The sequence below is a fragment of the Streptomyces albireticuli genome (assembly GCF_021228125.1).
GTDB lineage: Bacteria > Actinomycetota > Actinomycetes > Streptomycetales > Streptomycetaceae > Streptomyces > Streptomyces albireticuli.
In genome coordinates this window covers 17,308-34,590 of sequence record NZ_JAJQQS010000022.1, presented here as the reverse complement: position 1 = coordinate 34,590, position 17,283 = coordinate 17,308, and the positions used below count along the sequence as shown (strand labels likewise).

Sequence of the window (17,283 nt, the reverse complement as noted above, 5' to 3'; positions counted from 1 at the left end):
TCCCGGTCCACGGGGCTCCGGCCGCCGGGGCCGCTGATACCCGCCTCGCGATTCCCGGAGACTTGACTTGAACGTTTTGTCGGACAACTTTGCGATGTTCCGCGAAGGCTTTCTCGGCACCGTGGAGCTGACGGCGCTCAGCGCTCTGCTCGCCCTCGTGCTGGGCACCTTGATCGCGGCGTTCCGCGTCTCTCCGGTGCCCGCCCTGCGCGTCTTCGGCACCGCCTGGGTGACGTTGCTGCGCAACACCCCACTGGTGCTGCTCTTCCTCGTGGTCACCCTGGGCCTGCCGGCCCTCGGCCTCAAGGGGTGGGACTCCTTCTGGCTCGCCGTGATGGCGCTGGGCTGCTACACCTCGGCGTTCGTCTGCGAGGCCATCAGGTCCGGCATCAACACGGTGCCGGTGGGGCAGGCGGAGGCGGCCCGTTCGATCGGGATGACCTTCAGCCAGACGCTGGGCCAGATAGTGCTGCCCCAGGCGGCCCGGACGGCGATCCCGCCGATCGGCAGCCTGATGATCGCGCTGGCCAAGAACACCGCGATCGCCTCGGGCTTCAACGTCACCGAGCTCGGCTCGGTGCAGAAGACCCTCAACGCCGACGCCGGCTACAACATCTACGTGATCTTCGCCTGGATCGCGGTCTGCTACATCATCATCACTTTCGCGATCAGCGGCCTCTTCCGGCTGCTGGAGAACCGGCTGGCGGTGGCCCGATGAGTGCGAGCGTCCTCTACGACGTACCCGGTCCGAAGGCGAGGGTGCGCAACCGGATATACGGCGGGCTGTCCACCGTGGCCCTCCTCGGGCTGCTGGGCTTCATCGTCTACAAGCTGGACGACACCGGTCAGTTCCAGGCGGAACTGTGGGACGACTACGAGTACAGCAACACCCACGAGCGGATCCTCGACGGCCTGCTGACCACGCTCAAGACCTTCGCCGTCGCCGCCGTGCTCTCGCTGGCGCTCGGCGCGGTGCTGGCCTCGGCCCGGCTCTCCGACCACCGGCCGGTGCGCTGGCTGGCGACCACGGTGGTGGAGTTCTTCCGCGCCATGCCGCTGCTGATCATGATCTTCCTGCTGTTCGCGGCGGTGTTCACCTCCGAGCCGATGTGGGCGCTGGTCATCGGGCTCACGCTGTACAACGGCTCGGTGCAGGCGGAGATCTTCCGGTCCGGCATCAACGCCGTGCCCAAGGGGCAGAGCGAGGCCGCGTACGCGCTCGGCCTGCGCAAGACCCAGGTGATGACGAGCGTCCTCATCCCGCAGGCCGTGCGCTCGATGCTGCCGTCGATCATCAGCCAGCTCGTGGTGACCCTGAAGGACACCTCCCTCGGATTCATCATCCTGTACGAGGAGCTGCTGTTCGTCGGCCGCGCGTTCGCCCAGCAGACCGAGCCGGTGAACGGCGTCTACGCCTTCATCCCGATGGTCATCGTCTTCGGTTCGATCTACATCCTGCTGTGTCTGGCCCTGTCGTCGCTCGCGACCTGGGTCGAACGGCGCACGAAGCGCTCGCGCAAGGGCGCTCCGCCGGCCATGCCCGCGAACGACGCCGCCCTCGTCGCGGACGCCGGACAGGGCGGATGACCGGTTCCGGTCAGGGCGCCTCCGGCGTGCGGGGTGCCCTGACCCGCCGGGCGCCCCGCGCCTGACGCCCCGTCGGCCGGCACGGCCTACGGGGCGCGCCCGCTCCGGCGCACCTCGGCCGGGCGCCTGATCGCTTGACGCGGGCACCCGCAGTGGGTTGCATACGTTCTGTGATCGAGCCCCGTGTTCCCTCCTCCGGCGACCGTACGCCCCACGCGTCGCGTACCGCGCGTACGCGACGCGGCGCCCGTGGCGGAGCCGCCCGCAGGCCGGGGACGGCGCGGTGAGCCGTGTCGTGGATCCGGTGATCGTCGTCGGGGCCGGCCCGGTCGGCCTCACGCTCGCACTCTCCCTGGCCCGGAACGACGTGCCGGTGGTCGTCCTCGACGAAGCCTCCGGGGAGGGCGGGACGGAGGAGCGCCTCGCCCGTAGCGCCGTGCTGCGGCCGGACACCGCCGCCCTGCTGGAGCGGCTGGGGTGCGCCACGGCCGGGGGGACCCGCTGGACGGGCTGGCGCACCCTGCGCCGCCGCGCCGAGGTCGCGCGGGTGCCGTTCGCGGCTCCGGCCGCGGAGAGCCGGGTGTCCGAGGAGGAGCCCGGCGAGGAGTACGAACGGCAGGACGGCGCCGTACCTCCGCTGCACCTGCCGCAGCACGTCCTGACGCGGGAGCTGCGGGCCGGGCTCGCCCTCCACGAGAAGGTGCGGATCGTCCCCGGCACCCGGGTGGACACCCTGCGGCAGGACGTGGCGGGGGTCAGCGTGCACACCCGGGGGGACGAGGGCTCGCACTGGCGGGGCAGCTATCTCGTCGGCTGCGACGGCGCCCGGTCGACCGTCCGCAAGCTGCTGGGCGCGCGTTTCCCGGGGCGTACGGCCGTCGAGCGGTACGCGGTCGCCGCGCTCCGCGCCGAACTGCCCTGGCCCGGCGAGGCGGTGCTGCACCGGTCGCCGCCGCGCGGCCCGGAGGTGACGGCGCGTCCGCTGCCGGACGGGGTGTGGCGGCTGGACTGGCTGCTGCCGCCGGGCGGCGACCTGGTCACCCCCGACGCCCTCCTGACGCTGGTGCGCGACACCCTGACCTCGTGGTGCGGCGAACCGCCGCCGTACGAGCTCCTGGACACCGGCGTGCACGCCGTGCACCACCGGCTCACCCGCAGGATGCGCACGGACCGGGCCTTCCTCGCCGGGGACGCGGCCCATCTGCTCGGCGCGCTCGGCACCCAGGGGCTCGACGAAGGGCTGCGGGACGCCGAGAACCTCGCCTGGAAGCTCACCCTGGCCTGGCACCAGGGAGCCTCCGAGACCCTGCTCGACAGCTACGAGACGGAGCGGCGCGGCGCGATCGTGGCCCGGCTGCGGGCCGCCGACCGGGCGCTGCCGGCCCTGCGGGGCGAGGGCGGCTGGAGCGCGGTGCGGCGCACTCTGGTGCCGGGCGCCGTGCGCGGGCACGACGAGCTGCTCGCGGACGGGCACCTCGGCCGCGGCTCCCTGGGCGCGCCCGTGTTCCCCGCCCGCACGCCCCTGGCTCCCGCGGGGCCGCCGACCGGCTCCGTACCGGTGGGCACGGCGGTGGGGGAACAGGTCGAGGACATCCCGGTGACGGCGCCGGACGGGTCGGCGGCGCTGCTGCGGGACCGGCTGGGCGGCGCTCTGCTCGTGGTGCTCGTCGCGCCCGGTACGGGCGTGTGGGAGCGGCGGCACTGGCTGGGCGCCGGGCTCATGCCCCGGCTGGCCGCGGCCGTCGGCGCCCTGCCGATGCCGGCCGAGCTGCTCGTCGCCGAGGGGTACCCGGGGGCGGCGGCCCACACCGTGCTGCTGGTGCGGCCGGACGGGTATCTGGTGGCGGCACTGGCCGGGGTGCGGGCGGCGGAACTGGCCGTGTGCGCGGACGCGGTACGGGGCGGGGCCCCGGGCGGGCCGTCGGCGCCGGGGACGGCCGACGGCGATACGGACCGGGGCGCGGAACCGGACGCGCGGAGCGACGGCGGGGGCGCCGAGCGCACGACCGCGTCCGACGCGGCTCCCAGTGAAGCCACGGCCAACCGTTGACCCGCTCCTGACCGTCGTGGTGGACTACTCACCGTGACTGACAGCGGCGTGCGCTTCTGGCGGAGGGTCCATCTCGACCTCGTCCGCTACGCGGGCTGTGTCTGTCGTCCGTCCTGCTGATCCGCTCCCCGCCGCGTGGCCGCGTCGAGTGCCGCGCGCTCCTTCACGATCACTCAGGACGGTCTTCCGTGTCTTTCCCCGCGTCTCCTCCCTCGTCTCCCCCCGCGTCTCCCCCTGCCCGTACGACCGCGCCTCCCGGTGCGGTGGCCCCGGCCTCGCCCGGTGCGCCCTCGGCCGCCGAGCTCCTCGACTTCGCCCGCCGGACGGCCGGCGATCCCGCGCTCGTCGCCGCGCTCCCCCTCGATCCCCAAGGCCGTACCTGGATCCGTCTGGAAGGGCCGGGCGGCAGTGAGGCGTGGTTGATCGGGTGGCCGCCGGGCAGCGGCACCGGCTGGCACGACCACGGCGGCTCCCACGGGGCCTTCGCCGCGGCGGCGGGTGTGCTGACCGAGCAGTCGCTCGCCGCGCAGCTGCCCACGGAGGGCTGGCGCACGCTGGAGCTGGTCGACGGCGTCGACCGTGAGCGGCAGCTGTCCGACGGGCGCGGCCGGGCCTTCGGCCCGCACCATGTGCATCAGGTGTTCAATCCGTCGCCGGACCGGCACGCGGTGTCCGTGCACGCCTACCACCCGCCGCTGCCGATGATGCGGCGGTACAGCCGCTCGGGACAGGTGCTGCGGCTGGAGCAGGTCGAGTGGCCGGAGGAGTGGGCATGAGGGTCGAGGAACTGCTGGCGGCCGCCCGGGCGGGGCTGGACCGCCTCGGTCCGGCGGAGGCCGCCGCGGCCCGGGCCGAGGGCGGGCTGCTCGTCGACATCCGCTACGCGGCGCTCCGGGAGCGCGACGGGGTCATCCCCGGTGCGCTGATCGTCGAGCGCAACGAGCTGGAGTGGCGGCTGGACCCGGCGTGCGAGCACCGCGCGCCGGAGGCCACCGGGCACGATCTGCGCGTGGTCGTGATCTGCAACGAGGGCTACGCCTCCAGCCTCGCCGCCGTCTCCCTGCGCGGCCTGGGCCTGCACCGGGCGACGGATCTGGTCGGCGGCTTCCAGGCCTGGCGGGCGGCGGGGCTGCCGGTGGCGGGCCCGCCGGGCCCGCTCCCGTAAGCGACGGCTCCGCAAGGGGACCGCCCCCCGTCGGGTCGACGCCGGACGGTCCGGATGCCTCGGTCGAGGGTCGGGGCCCTGGACGCCGAAGGCCGGGGCTCGGAGGCCGGGGCCCTGGGGTCCGGGGTCCTGGGGTCCTGGGGTCCGGGAGTCCAGGACCTGGAGATCCGGGCGGCGGGGGTCCGGCCATCCGCATCTGAGCCGGCTCGGCGAAGCCCGGTGCGGTTCGGCGGCGTCCCGAAGGAGCGTGGGAAACCGCGCGACCAGCCACGACGCACCCGCGGATGACTCGCCGGAGTTCCGGCGAAGTGCTCAGGCATCCGGCAGATAGTGCTCCAGCAGCTCCGGCTCCTCGCCCTCCTCCTCCAGGGCCCGGCGCACCACCCGGAGGGCGAGACCCTCGGGGTATCCCTTGCGGGCCAGCATTCCGGCGAGGCGGCGGAGCCGCTTCTCCCGGTCCAGCCCACGGGTCGCCCGCAGCTTGCGGTCGACGAGCTCGCGGGCGGTGCGCTCCTCCTGCTCGGAGTCGAGCCGACCGACGGCTTCGTCGATCACCGCGGCGTCCACGCCCTTGGTGCGCAGCTCGCGCGCCAGGGCGCGGCGGGCCAGGCCCCGGCCGTGGTGCCGGGACTCCACCCACGCGCCTGCGAAGGCCGAGTCGTCGATGAGGCCCACGTCCTCGAAGCGGGCGAGGACCTCTTCCGCCACCTCGGCCGGGATGTCCCGCTTGGCCAGCGCGTCCGCGAGCTGTTTGCGGGTGCGCGGGGATCCGGTGAGCAGGCGCAGGCAGATCGCCCGCGCCTGCTCCTCGGGTCGCGGTGGCGCTCCGCCCCCGGCCCTCGACGAGGACGGGGCGTCACCGCGGGTCGGGTCGGCCGGGAGCGGGTCCGGCCGGTCTCCCCCGGCACCGGGCAGGGGGTATTCCGATCGCCGTGTCACGGATCAGCTCTTGGCGGCCGCGGCCTTGGTCGCCTTGCCCGTGGACTTCGCCGGAGCGGGCACCGACTTGGCGGGCTCGGCCGCCGCGGCACCGGCCGCGTCCGCGCCGGGCTCGGCCGCCGGGGACTCGGGCCGGACGCCCACGCCCAGCTTCTCCTTGATCTTCTTCTCGATCTCGTTGGCGAGGTCGGGGTTGTCCTTGAGGAAGTTGCGGGCGTTCTCCTTGCCCTGGCCGAGCTGGTCGCCCTCGTAGGTGTACCAGGCACCGGCCTTGCGGACGAAGCCGTGCTCGACGCCCATGTCGATCAGGCCGCCCTCACGGCTGATGCCCTGGCCGTAGAGGATGTCGAACTCGGCCTGCTTGAAGGGCGGCGAGACCTTGTTCTTCACGACCTTGACGCGGGTGCGGTTGCCGACCGCCTCCGTGCCGTCCTTGAGGGTCTCGATGCGGCGGATGTCCAGACGCACGGAGGCGTAGAACTTCAGCGCGCGGCCACCGGTCGTCGTCTCCGGGGAGCCGAACATGACGCCGATCTTCTCGCGGAGCTGGTTGATGAAGATCGCGGTGGTCTTGGACTGGTTGAGCGCGCTGGTGATCTTGCGGAGCGCCTGGCTCATCAGCCGGGCCTGGAGACCGACGTGCGAGTCGCCCATCTCGCCCTCGATCTCCGCGCGCGGCACCAGGGCGGCGACGGAGTCGATGACGATCAGGTCGAGGGCACCGGAGCGGACCAGCATGTCCACGATCTCCAGCGCCTGCTCGCCGGTGTCCGGCTGGGAGAGGATGAGGTTGTCCGTGTCGACGCCGAGCGCCTTCGCGTACTCCGGGTCGAGCGCGTGCTCCGCGTCGACGAAGGCGACCGTGCCGCCCGCGCGCTGGGCGTTGGCCACGGCGTGCAGGGTCAGGGTCGTCTTACCGGAGGACTCCGGGCCGTACACCTCCACGACGCGGCCGCGGGGCAGTCCGCCGACGCCGAGGGCGACGTCGAGAGCGGTCGACCCGGTGGGGATCACCTCGATGGGCTCGTTCGGCCGGTCGCCGAGGCGCATCACGGCGCCCTTGCCGAATTGGCGTTCAATCTGTGCGAGAGCGGCGTCCAGCGCCTTCTCGCGGTCGGTTCCTGCCATGGGTTCCACCCGGTTTGCTTGAGTCGATCGCTTCACGTCAACGACGCTAACGCCTGCCACTGACAATGGCCCCGGGCACCGCCCCAGCCTGTGGATAACTCGCCTCTCAGGAGGCCCGGTAACACCCATGAGAATGGATGTTCGATTTTGGTGTCAAGCAGGCCCCTCCTGGACACGCGGGTCGTCCGTGACGTCGTACCGCTTCACGTACGCCCCCAGGAAACCCTGGAGCGTCGCGGTCGCCGGAATGGCGATCAGCGCGCCCACCGCGCCGAGCAGCGCGGTGCCGGCGACCACCGAACCGAAGGCCACGGCCGGGTGGATGTCCACGGTCCTGGCGGTGATCCGGGGCTGGAGCACATAGTTCTCGAACTGCTGGTAGACCACGACGAAGCCGAGCACCCACACCGCGTACCAGGGGTTCACGGTGAAGGCGAGCAGCATGGGCAGGGCGCCCGCGAGGTAGGTGCCGATGGTCGGGATGAACTGGGAGACGAGGCCGACCCAGATCGCCAGCGCCGGGGCGTAGGGCACGCCCAGGACCTCCAGCAGAACATAGTGCGCGACGCCGGAGATCAGCGCCATCAGCGCGCGCGAGTAGAGGTAACCGCCCGTCTTGGTGACGGCGATCTCCCAGGCCCGCAGCACCTCCGCCTGCCGGCGGGGCGGCAGCACCGAGCACAAGGCGCGCCGCAGCCGGGGCCCGTCCGCGGCGAAGTAGAAGGAGAACAGCAGGACCGTCAGCAGCTGGAACAGCCCGCCGAGGACGGTGGCGGAGACGTCCAGCACCCCGCCGGCGCTGCTCTTCAGGTACTTCTGGAGCCAGTCCGAGTGCAGCACGCTCTCCTGGACCTCGACCCGGGAGAGGTGGGTGCGGAACGTCCGGTTGATCCACCTGATCACCGAGTCCAGGTAGGAGGGGAAGTTCTCCACCATGGTGATGATCTGATCGGCGAGCATCGAGCCGAGCAGGGTGAAGAACCCCGCCGCGACGACGGTGACGCCGAGGAAGACCAGGCCCGTCGCGAGCCCCCGGCGCATCCCGCGCGCGGCCATCCGCGCCACGGCCGGCTCGATGGCCAGGGCCAGGAAGAAGGCGATCAGGATGTTCAGCAGCAGCCCGATGAGCTGGTGGAATGCCCACGCCGCCAGCTGGAAGCAGGCGAAGAGGGCGAGCGCCGCGACCATCGCGCGGGGCAGCCAGCGCGGCATGCGGGCACCGGCGTCGGGCGCGGGCGAGGGAGTGGAGGAGTCCGGAGCCGTGTCGTCTGCTGCCACGGGCTCAGTGTGGACCATGGGGTGGAGCGGGCCGGGGAACGCTCCCGGACCCCGGCCGGGTGAGGCGCCGGACGGACCAGCCGGCCACACCCCGGCTCCCCGACCGGGGGGGTGATCAGGGGGTCACGGGAGCAGGACGTCAGCGGCGGTCGTCGGGGATCTCCAGCGCCCGGCACACCCCTCGCCAGACGTCCTTGGCGTTCCAGCCCGCGTCCAGCGCTTCGTGCACGGTCCTCCCGCCGAGCTCGGACATCACATGATCGCGCGCGAAGGAGTCGGCGTACGCCGCACCGAAATAATCCGCCATCCGCTGCCAGAAGACCGTCAACCGCATGAGACCAGTATCCCGCCCCTGAGGGTGCTGCCCCGCACGAGCCGCTGACCGGCGGCGCTTTCCGTCCTACGGTCGGTGCATGGCCCGATCCGGAGCATCCCCCGCAGCCCGTGCCGAGCAGTTCGTCTGGCTGACCGCCCGCGCCCTCGAACAGCGGAGATTCGCTTTCCATTTCCTGGACGGCGGCCCCGACGCCGTCGAGACGGCCCTGAACGCCTATCTGGGAGACGACGGGGGGTACGGCCACGCCCTGGAGCCCGACCTGCGCGGCCCGGTCAGCCAGCCGCTGCACACCGCGCACGCGCTCCACGTGCTCGACGAGATCGGCCGCTGCGGCGACCGCCGGATGGAGCGGGTCTGCCGCTATCTGACGTCCGTCTCCACCCAGGACGGCGCGCTGCCCGCGCTGCATCCTTCGCTGCGCGGCTATCCCGCGGCCCCCTGGCTCCCCGTGACCGACGACCCGCCGAGCGACCTGCTCGCCACCGGCCCCGTCGTCGGCCTGCTGCACCGCAACGCCGTGTGGCACGCGTGGCTGTTCCGTGCGACCGACTTCTGCTGGGAGGCCGTCGACGCCCTGGGGGACGGCGCGAAGACTCACCCGTACGAGGTCCAGGCGGCCGTCGCCTTCCTCGACGGCGCCCCGGACCGGGCCCGCGCGGAGGCGGCCGCCGAGCGGCTGGGCCGGGTGGTGCGGGAACAGCGGCTGGTCGTCCTGGACCCCGGCCGGGTCACCGGCCATCCCGTCGCGGACGGCTACGCGCCGGGCGAGCTCCACTTCCCGTACGACTTCGCCCGACGCCCCGGCTCCCTGGCCCGCCCCTGGTTCACCGACGCCGAGCTGGAGCGGTCGCTGGACTTCCTCACCGCCTCGCAGGAGGAGGACGGCGGCTGGCCGATCCGCTGGCGCGCGTGGGCGCCGGGCACCCGGCTCGAAGGCCGGCCGATGGTGACGATCACCGCGCTGCTGACGCTGCGCGCGTACGGCCGGACCGTCTGACCCACGGCGGCGCGCGGAGCCCCGCGAAGGGCCCGCCGGCCGGTCCACACCCCCGCCGGCCTGCGGTTCCGGGGCGTTGTCAGTGGTGCGGTGCACGATGGGGTGCATGGCGGACGACGTGGCGGCCGGTACGGCGGCGGATGCGGTGGGGGACCCGGCCGAGGGCCTCGCGGGGTTCTCCCCCGCGACGCGTTCCTGGTTCACGGGGGCGTTCACCGCGCCCACGGCCGCGCAGAGCGGCGCGTGGCGGGCGATCGGCCGGGGTTCCGACGTCCTGGTGGTGGCCCCGACGGGTTCGGGCAAGACGCTGGCCGCCTTCCTCGCCTCCCTGGACCGGCTGGCGAGCACCCCGCCGCCCGCCGAGGCCCGCAAGCGTTGCCGGGTGCTCTACGTCTCCCCGCTCAAGGCCCTCGCCGTCGACGTCGAGCGGAACCTCCGCAGCCCGCTCACGGGGATCCGGCAGGAGTCCGTGCGGCTGGGCCTGCCCGAGCCGGAGGTCCGGGTGGGGATCCGCTCCGGCGACACCCCGCCGGCCGAGCGCCGGGCGCTGGTCAACCGCCCTCCGGACATCCTGATCACCACCCCGGAGTCCCTGTTCCTGATGCTCACCTCCGCCGCGCGCGAGGCGCTCACGGGGGTGGAGACTGTCATCCTGGACGAGGTGCACGCCGTCGCCGGCACCAAGCGGGGCGCGCACCTGGCGCTGTCGCTGGAGCGCCTCGACACCCTGCTGGCGCGCCCGGCCCGGCGCATCGGTCTCTCCGCGACCGTACGGCCGGTCGACGAGGTGGCCCGCTATCTGTCGCCGCAGCGCAAGGTCGAGATCGTCCAGCCGCCCTCCGGCAAGGAGTTCGACCTCTCGGTCGTCGTCCCGGTGGAGGATCTGGGGGAGCTCGGCGCCTCGCCCGTACAGGAGGGCGACGCCAAGGAGAAGCCGTCGATCTGGCCGCACGTGGAGGAGCGGATCGCCGACCTCGTCCAGGCCCACCGCTCCACGATCGTCTTCGCCAACTCCCGCCGCCTCGCCGAGCGGCTGTGCAACCGGCTCAATGAGATCGCCTACGAGCGGGCCACCGGCGAGCCCCTGCCCGAGCACCACTCCCCCGCGGAGCTGATGGCCGAGTCCGGCGCGGCCCGGGGGGCTCCCCCGGTGCTGGCGCGCGCCCACCACGGCTCGGTCTCCAAGGAGCAGCGGGCGCTGGTCGAGGAGGACCTGAAGGCGGGCCGGCTGCCCGCCGTCGTCGCCACCTCCAGCCTGGAGCTGGGCATCGACATGGGCGCGGTGGACCTGGTCGTCCAGGTCGAGTCGCCGCCCTCGGTGGCCTCCGGGCTCCAGCGGGTCGGCCGCGCTGGGCACCAGGTCGGCGCGGTCTCCACCGGCGTGGTCTTCCCCAAGTACCGCGGCGACCTGGTGCAGGCGGCCGTCGTGACGGAGCGGATGCGCGCGGGGGCCATCGAGGCGCTGCGGGTGCCCGCCAACCCCCTGGACGTCCTGGCCCAGCAGATCGTCGCCATGGTGGCGGTCGACACCTGGGAGGTGACGGAGCTGCTCGCCGTGGTGCGGCGCGCGGCCCCTTTCGCCGCGCTGCCCGAGTCCGCCTTCACGGCGGTGCTCGACATGCTCGCCGGGCGCTATCCGTCCGACGCCTTCGCGGAGCTGCGGCCGCGCCTGGTCTGGGACCGGGTGGCCGGCACGCTCAGCGGGCGCCCCGGGGCGCAGCGGCTCGCCGTCACGTCCGGCGGCACCATTCCCGACCGCGGCCTCTTCGGCGTGTTCCTGGCGGGCGCCGATTCCGGGAAGGGCGCCAAGGGCGGCCGCCGGGTCGGCGAGCTGGACGAGGAGATGGTGTACGAGTCGCGGGTGGGCGACGTCTTCACCCTGGGCACGACCTCGTGGCGGATCGAGGACATCACCCGTGACCGGGTCCTGGTCACGCCGGCGCCTGGGGTGCCCGGCCGGCTGCCGTTCTGGAAGGGCGACCAGCTGGGCCGCCCGCTCGAACTGGGCCGGGCGCTGGGCGCGTTCCTGCGGGAGGTCGGCGGCCTGGCGCCGGAGGCCGCCCTGGAGCGGCTCGCCGCGGCCGGTCTCGACACCTGGGCGGCGGACAACGTCCTGGCGTATCTCGCCGAGCAGCGCCAGGCCTGCGGCCATGTTCCCGACGACCGGACGGTCGTCGTGGAGCGCTTCCGCGACGAGCTCGGCGATTGGCGGGTCGTCGTCCACTCCCCCTTCGGCGCGCAGGTGCACGCCCCGTGGGCCCTGGCGCTCGGCGCCCGGCTCACCGAGCGGTACGGCATGGACGCCCAGGTGATGCACGCCGACGACGGCATCGTGCTGCGCCTGCCCGACGCCGATCTGATGGGTCTCGACCTGCTGGACGCCGACCCCGCCCGGCAGGGCGCGGAGTACGACGCGGAGCGGTCCCCCGTCGGAGCCGCCGACGTGACCTTCGACCAGGGCGAGGTCGCCCAGCTCGTCACCGACCAGGTGGGCGGCTCGGCGCTGTTCGCCGCGCGGTTCCGGGAGTGCGCCGCCCGCGCCCTGCTGCTGCCCCGCCGCAACCCCGGCAAGCGCACCCCGCTGTGGCAGCAGCGCCAGCGCGCGGCCCAGCTGTTGCAGGTGGCCGAGGAGTTCGGCTCGTTCCCGATCGTGCTGGAAGCCGTCCGCGAGTGCCTCCAGGACGTCTTCGACGTCCCCGGCCTGACCGAGCTGATGGGCGATATCGAGGCCCGCCGCGTCCGGCTGGTGGAGGTGACGACACCGGAGCCCTCGCCGTTCGCGCGCTCACTGCTGTTCGGTTATGTGGCCCAGTTCCTCTACGAGGGCGATTCCCCGCTCGCCGAGCGCCGGGCGGCCGCCCTCTCCCTCGACTCGAGGCTCCTCGCCGAGCTGCTGGGCCAGGCGGAGCTGCGGGAGCTGCTCGACCCGGAGGTGCTGGCCGAGCTGGAGCGCGAGCTCCAGTGGCTGACCGACGACCGGCGGGCCAAGGACGCCGAGGGCGTCGCCGACCTGCTGCGGCTCCTGGGCCCGCTCACCGACGCCGAGCTGGCGGAGCGCGGCGCCGAGCCGGAATGGGTGCGGGAGCTGGCCGGCGCGCGCCGCGCGCTGGGTGTCCGCATCGCCGGGCGGGACCACTGGGCGGCGATCGAGGACGCCGGACGGCTCCGCGACGCCCTGGGCACGGCCCTGCCCGTGGGCGTTCCGGAGGCGTTCACCGAACCCGTCAAGGACCCGCTCGGCGATCTCCTCGCCCGCTACGCCCGCACCCACGGGCCCTTCACGTCGGCGCGGGCCGCCGACCGCTTCGGGCTGGGGCCCGCGGTGACCGACGGGGCGCTCCAGCGCCTCGCGGCGAACGGCCGGGTCGTGCAGGGGGAGTTCCACCCCTCCGGCATCGGCCAGGAATGGTGCGACGCCGCCGTCCTGCGCAGGCTGCGCCGCCGCTCCCTCGCCGCGCTGCGGCACGAGCTGGAGCCGGTGCCGCCCGCCGCGCTCGCCGCCTTCCTCCCCCAGTGGCAGCACGTCGGCACCCACAGCCTGCGCGGTGTCGACGGCCTGGTGCGTGCCGTCGAGCAGTTGCAGGGCGCGCCGGTTCCGGCCTCCGCCCTGGAGAAGCTGGTGCTGCCCTCGCGGGTGGCGGACTTCTCCCCGGCGATGCTCGACGAGCTCACGGCGGCGGGCGAGGTCGTCTGGGCGGGGGCGGGCGCGCTGTCCGGCAAGGACGGCTGGGTGTCGCTGCTCCTGGCCGACGCCGCGCCCCTCCTGCTGCCGGAACCGCATCCGCTGGAGCTCTCGCCCGTGCACCGCGCCGTGCTCGACGCCCTGTCGGGCGGGTACGGCCTGTTCTTCCGTCAGATCGCCGACCGGGTGCGCGCGGAGTCCCCCGAGAGCACGGATCCGCAGATCGCCGACGCCGTCTGGGACCTCGCCTGGTCCGGCCGGCTCACCAACGACACCCTCGCCCCGCTCCGCGCCTATCTGGGGTCGGGCCGGACGGCGGGCTCCACGGCGCACCGCGCCAAGCGGGCGGTGCCCCGCGGGCGTTACGGCTCGTTCGGCGCCCGCGGCGGGGTGCCGCTGCGCCCCACCGCGTCCCGTGGCGGGCCGCCCACGGTGGCGGGCCGGTGGTCGCTGCTGCCCGCGCACGAGCCCGATCCCACGCACCGGGCCCACGCCCTGGCCCGTACGCTCCTCGACCGGCACGGCGTGGTGACCCGGGGCGCGGTGGCGGCCGAGGGCGTGGAGGGCGGCTTCTCCGCCGCCTACCGGGTGCTGTCCGTTTTCGAGGAGAGCGGGCAGGCCCGCCGGGGGTACGTCGTCGAGGGCCTGGGCGCCGCGCAGTTCGCCATGGACGGCGCGGTCGACCGGCTGCGCGCCGTCGGCTCGGCCCGTGAGCGCGCGGGCGGCGGCGCGTTCGCCGAGGAGCCGTCCGGCCCTTCCTGGGAGGGGCCCGGGTCCGCGCGGAAGCCCGCCCGGCGGCGGGCCGTCGTCCTCGCCGCCGCCGACCCGGCCAACGCCTACGGTGCGGCCCTGCCCTGGCCCGAGCCGCCCGCCGGGGCGACCCACAAGCCCGGCCGCAAGGCGGGCTCCCTCGTCGTGCTCCTGGACGGGGCCCTCGCCCTGTACGTGGAGCGCGGCGGCAAGACCCTCCTCGCCTGGCCGGGGGAGGAGAACGGCGGGGCGCCGGAGAGCGACGCCGGGCTCCGGGAAGCGGCGGCGGCCCTCGCGGACGCGGCCCGCGCGGGCGCCCTGGGCACCGTCACGGTCGAGCGGGTCAACGGCTCGCCCGCGCTCTCCTCACCGCTGGGCGCCCTGCTGGAGGCCGCGGGCTTCCACGCCACGCCCCGCGGGCTGCGGCTGCGGGCGCCCTGACCGCTCCGCCGGGAGGTCCGCACCGGGCGGGGCGGGGCGGGCCGCGAGCCGGGCGCCCCGGCCCGTACCGGCGGCGGCATCATGGGCGGCATGCCCGAAGGAGACACCGTCTGGCGCACGGCCCAGCGCCTCCACGGCGCGCTGGCGGGCGAGCCGCTCACCCGCAGCGACCTGCGCGTCCCCCGGCTCGCCACCGTCGACCTGACCGGCCGGCGCGTCCTCGACGTCCTCCCCCGGGGCAAGCACCTGCTGACCCGCGTCGAGGGCGGCCTCACCCTGCACTCGCATCTCCGGATGGACGGATCCTGGCGCGTCTTCGCCCCGGGCGAGCGGTGGCGGGGCGGGCCGTCGCACCAGATCCGCGCCGTGCTCGCCAACGCCGCCCACACCGCCGTCGGCTACCGCCTGCCCGTCCTGGAGCTGTTGCGCACGGCGGACGAGGGCGCGGTCGTCGGCCATCTCGGCCCCGACCTCCTCGGCCCCGACTGGGACGCCGCCGAGGCGCTGCGCCGCCTGCTCGCCGACCCCGCGCGCCCGCTCGGCGAGGCGCTGCTCGACCAGCGGAACCTCGCGGGCATCGGCAATGTCTACAAATCGGAGCTCTGCTTCCTGCTCCGCGTCTCCCCTTGGCTGCCGGTGGCCGAGCTGCCCGCGCCCGAGCGGCTGCCGACTCTGGCCAAGAAGCTCCTGGAGGCCAACAAGGGCCGGTCCACCCGCATCACCACGGCCGACGCCCGCAGGGACCACCAGCTGTGGGTCTACGGCCGCGCGGGCCGGCCCTGCCGCCGCTGCGGCACCGCCCTGCGCACCGCGGATCAGGGAACGCCCGGGCAGGAGCGCCCTACGTACTGGTGTCCCCGCTGCCAGCCGGACCACCCCGCTGGGCCGCCCGGGTGACGACGGTCCGGCGCATGACACGGACCGACCGGCGGCTGACACGGACCGACCGACGGATAGCGGCGCACGGACGGATCGGCGGGGACCGGCCATGGCGTGTGCGGGCACGCCCGGTCACCGGCACGTGGGCCCGCGGACACCGGCCATGACCCGTGCGACGCCGCCGGTCACCGACCGGCGGACACCGGCCGTGCCCCATGGGGACCCGTGCGGCCCGGCGGGACGACCGCTCATGACACCGGTGGCTCGCTCCGCCGCCGGGCCATAAGGGTCTCCGCGGCCGACCGGACCACCCGGGAGACCCGCCGGGGCCGCCGCCGCGTCCACGGCACACAGTGCACGGGCAGCAGGCTCAGCCCCCAGCCGCCCGCGACGACAAGCACCTCCACGGGCCCGCCCCGGCCCGGCTGCCCGAACGCCCGCAGCGCGGCCCACCACCACAGACCTCCCAGGACGAGCGCGGTACCCAGCCGCCCACGCGACCGGCAGCGGCCCCAGAAGTCACGCCGGATCATGGCTGCCTCCTTCGGCCGACGGTAGACCGGCCGCCCGTCCCGTGGGAGAGCGCACCCAGGCCCGCGGACAGCGCACGTCACACCCGTGCGCGCCCCCTCGCCCGGCGCGGAGCGCCGGCCGGACGGTCCGTCATACGGCCGGGCCGGCTCGGCCTCCCGTACGGGGGAACTCGCCCTCCCGCACGGGGGAAGCGGATCACGGGGGCCCGGCCTTGCCCCCAGGAGAACGCCGTCACGCCACCGCCGCCACCGGAGCACCCCGGACGGCCAGGGCGACCCGGACGAGCCCGGACGACGGAATGCCCCGGACCGCGAGGGTCCGGGGCATTCCGTCGGTACGAAGCCGGCAGGGGCCGGATGTTCGGCGAGTGGGCCGTTCGGCGGCCCGGGCGCCCATCGGGTCGGCCCCGTCGGGTCACCTCGGGTCAGGCGTTCTCCGCCTGGAACATCCAGTGGTGCTTCTCCAGATCACCCGTCAGACCAATCAGGATGTCCTGGGTGACCGGGTCCGGATCGCCGGTGACCTGAATACGCTCACGCATTCGAGTGATAACGGCGCCGAGCGCGTTGACCAGGATCTGCACCGCCCCGGTGTCCTTGTTCCAGCCGTCGCCGACCGCGTCGATCCCGCTGGTCTTGGCGACCGTCTCGGCCCGGCCGTCGGGCGCCACGCCGAGGGCGGAGGAGCGCTCGGCGACGGTGTCGGCGTGGATCCGCGCGCTGGCGACGACCTCGTCGAGCTGGAGGTGGACCGATCGGAAGCGTGGCCCCACCACGGTCCAGTGAACCTGCTTGGCCACCAGCGAGAGATCGACCAGATCGACCAGGGCGCCCTGGAGGGCGTCACCGACGGTCTTGCGGTCCTGCTCGGACAGCGGGCTCTTCACCACAGACATCCGCTTCTCCTGTTCGCGTGTCCGGTCCGTTCATTTGCTCCCGGTTCCTCCACCATCGCACAAAGGTGACGAAGGGGACGGAAACGCCAGGATCCCGGTCAGACATCTGACCGGGATCCTCAACGGGAAACACCTGTTTTCCAGACTGCTCTTCCTGACCGCCGTCAGGCCGCGACCACATCCACGGCCTCCGCGGGAGCCTTGATGGTGACTCGCTCCCCCGGCACGCCCGTCACGGACGTCACGGACACCGAATTGAACATGGGCCGCATCGGCGCGGGTACCGGCTCGCTCGCCGCCGCCGACTGCGCCAGCTCGGCGAGCGACAATTCATCACTCACCTCACGCATGACCTCGGACATCCGAACGTCCAGAGCGTCGCAGATTGCGGAGAGAAGCTCGGAGGACGCCTCTTTCTGCCCCCGCTCGACCTCGGAGAGGTAACCGAGCGAGACCCGGGCGGATGAGGAGACCTCGCGCAGAGTGCGGCCCTGGCGCTGGCGCTGCCGACGCAGCACGTCACCCAGCAGGCGACGGAGCAAAATCATCGGTGGCTCCCTCCTTGGACCGCGAATCCGGATCCTTCACGCCCCACCGTACCGCCTCGGGCTCCGGCCGTGC

General features: G+C 74.1%; 16 protein-coding genes. 9 read left to right on the top strand and 7 right to left on the bottom strand.

What is annotated here, in order from left to right; all coding sequences use genetic code 11:
- Positions 1-67: 67 nt before the first annotated feature.
- The 6 genes from LUZ64_RS31200 to LUZ64_RS31180 all read left to right on the top strand — a co-directional run bounded on the left by LUZ64_RS31200 (position 68) and on the right by LUZ64_RS31180 (position 4,802).
- Positions 68-718 carry an amino acid ABC transporter permease gene (locus LUZ64_RS31200; RefSeq protein ID WP_087925939.1) on the top strand — a complete coding sequence of 217 codons (651 nt, stop codon included), beginning with the start codon at positions 68-70 and terminating at the stop codon, positions 716-718.
- A complete protein-coding gene (locus LUZ64_RS31195; RefSeq protein WP_095578972.1) occupies positions 715-1,587 on the top strand; it encodes an amino acid ABC transporter permease in 873 nt (290 codons plus the stop codon). Before LUZ64_RS31200 ends, LUZ64_RS31195 begins: the two co-directional genes overlap by 4 nt.
- Before the next feature lie 295 nt (positions 1,588-1,882).
- Positions 1,883-3,637, top strand: coding sequence for an FAD-dependent monooxygenase (locus tag LUZ64_RS31190; protein ID WP_095578992.1), 1,755 nt, complete (start codon positions 1,883-1,885; stop codon positions 3,635-3,637).
- 33 nt (positions 3,638-3,670) lie between these two features.
- Positions 3,671-3,757: a putative leader peptide gene (locus LUZ64_RS37875; protein ID WP_361280649.1), complete on the top strand. Its 87-nt coding sequence runs from the start codon at positions 3,671-3,673 to the stop codon at positions 3,755-3,757.
- A 143-nt stretch (positions 3,758-3,900) separates the two neighbouring features.
- A complete protein-coding gene (locus LUZ64_RS31185; protein WP_232390447.1) occupies positions 3,901-4,413 on the top strand; it encodes a cupin domain-containing protein in 513 nt (170 codons plus the stop codon).
- Positions 4,410-4,802: a rhodanese-like domain-containing protein gene (locus LUZ64_RS31180; protein WP_095578974.1), complete on the top strand. Its 393-nt coding sequence runs from the start codon at positions 4,410-4,412 to the stop codon at positions 4,800-4,802. Before LUZ64_RS31185 ends, LUZ64_RS31180 begins: the two co-directional genes overlap by 4 nt.
- 312 nt (positions 4,803-5,114) lie before the next feature.
- Here the strand turns inward: LUZ64_RS31180 and recX are convergent, their stop codons facing one another.
- From recX to LUZ64_RS31160, 4 genes are all read right to left on the bottom strand, one after another.
- Entirely contained in the window at positions 5,115-5,741 is a 627-nt protein-coding gene (gene recX, locus LUZ64_RS31175; RefSeq protein WP_095578975.1) for a recombination regulator RecX, read from the bottom strand.
- A 3-nt stretch (positions 5,742-5,744) separates the two neighbouring features.
- Complete coding sequence (recA, locus tag LUZ64_RS31170; protein WP_095578976.1) at positions 5,745-6,869, bottom strand: recombinase RecA; 1,125 nt, start codon at positions 6,867-6,869, stop codon at positions 5,745-5,747.
- Between the two features lie 153 nt (positions 6,870-7,022).
- On the bottom strand, positions 7,023-8,165 hold the full coding sequence (locus tag LUZ64_RS31165) for an AI-2E family transporter (protein ID WP_095578977.1): 1,143 nt from the start codon (positions 8,163-8,165) through the stop codon (positions 7,023-7,025).
- Between the two features lie 121 nt (positions 8,166-8,286).
- Positions 8,287-8,481, bottom strand: a complete 195-nt coding sequence (locus LUZ64_RS31160; RefSeq protein WP_095578978.1) for a DUF3046 domain-containing protein — start codon at positions 8,479-8,481, stop codon at positions 8,287-8,289.
- Between the two features lie 79 nt (positions 8,482-8,560).
- Between LUZ64_RS31160 and LUZ64_RS31155 the strand changes: the two genes are divergently transcribed.
- The 3 genes from LUZ64_RS31155 (at position 8,561) to LUZ64_RS31145 (ending at position 15,251) form a co-directional block, all read left to right on the top strand.
- Positions 8,561-9,481 carry a hypothetical protein gene (locus tag LUZ64_RS31155; RefSeq protein ID WP_095578979.1) on the top strand — a complete coding sequence of 307 codons (921 nt, stop codon included), beginning with the start codon at positions 8,561-8,563 and terminating at the stop codon, positions 9,479-9,481.
- Positions 9,482-9,587: 106 nt separating this feature from the next.
- Positions 9,588-14,354 carry an ATP-dependent helicase gene (locus tag LUZ64_RS31150; protein ID WP_211304922.1) on the top strand — a complete coding sequence of 1,589 codons (4,767 nt, stop codon included), beginning with the start codon at positions 9,588-9,590 and terminating at the stop codon, positions 14,352-14,354.
- Between the two features lie 90 nt (positions 14,355-14,444).
- The gene (locus LUZ64_RS31145) at positions 14,445-15,251 is read left to right on the top strand and encodes a DNA-formamidopyrimidine glycosylase family protein (RefSeq protein ID WP_095578993.1); all 807 of its coding nucleotides are present in this window, start codon (positions 14,445-14,447) and stop codon (positions 15,249-15,251) included.
- Between the two features lie 230 nt (positions 15,252-15,481).
- Here the strand turns inward: LUZ64_RS31145 and LUZ64_RS31140 are convergent, their stop codons facing one another.
- From LUZ64_RS31140 to LUZ64_RS31130, 3 genes are all read right to left on the bottom strand, one after another.
- Positions 15,482-15,766, bottom strand: coding sequence for a hypothetical protein (locus LUZ64_RS31140; protein ID WP_095578981.1), 285 nt, complete (start codon positions 15,764-15,766; stop codon positions 15,482-15,484).
- A gap of 425 nt (positions 15,767-16,191) precedes the next feature.
- Complete coding sequence (locus tag LUZ64_RS31135; RefSeq protein WP_095578982.1) at positions 16,192-16,662, bottom strand: Dps family protein; 471 nt, start codon at positions 16,660-16,662, stop codon at positions 16,192-16,194.
- A 164-nt stretch (positions 16,663-16,826) separates the two neighbouring features.
- Positions 16,827-17,210, bottom strand: a complete 384-nt coding sequence (locus LUZ64_RS31130) for a helix-turn-helix domain-containing protein (RefSeq protein ID WP_086566431.1) — start codon at positions 17,208-17,210, stop codon at positions 16,827-16,829.
- Positions 17,211-17,283: the final 73 nt, after the last annotated feature.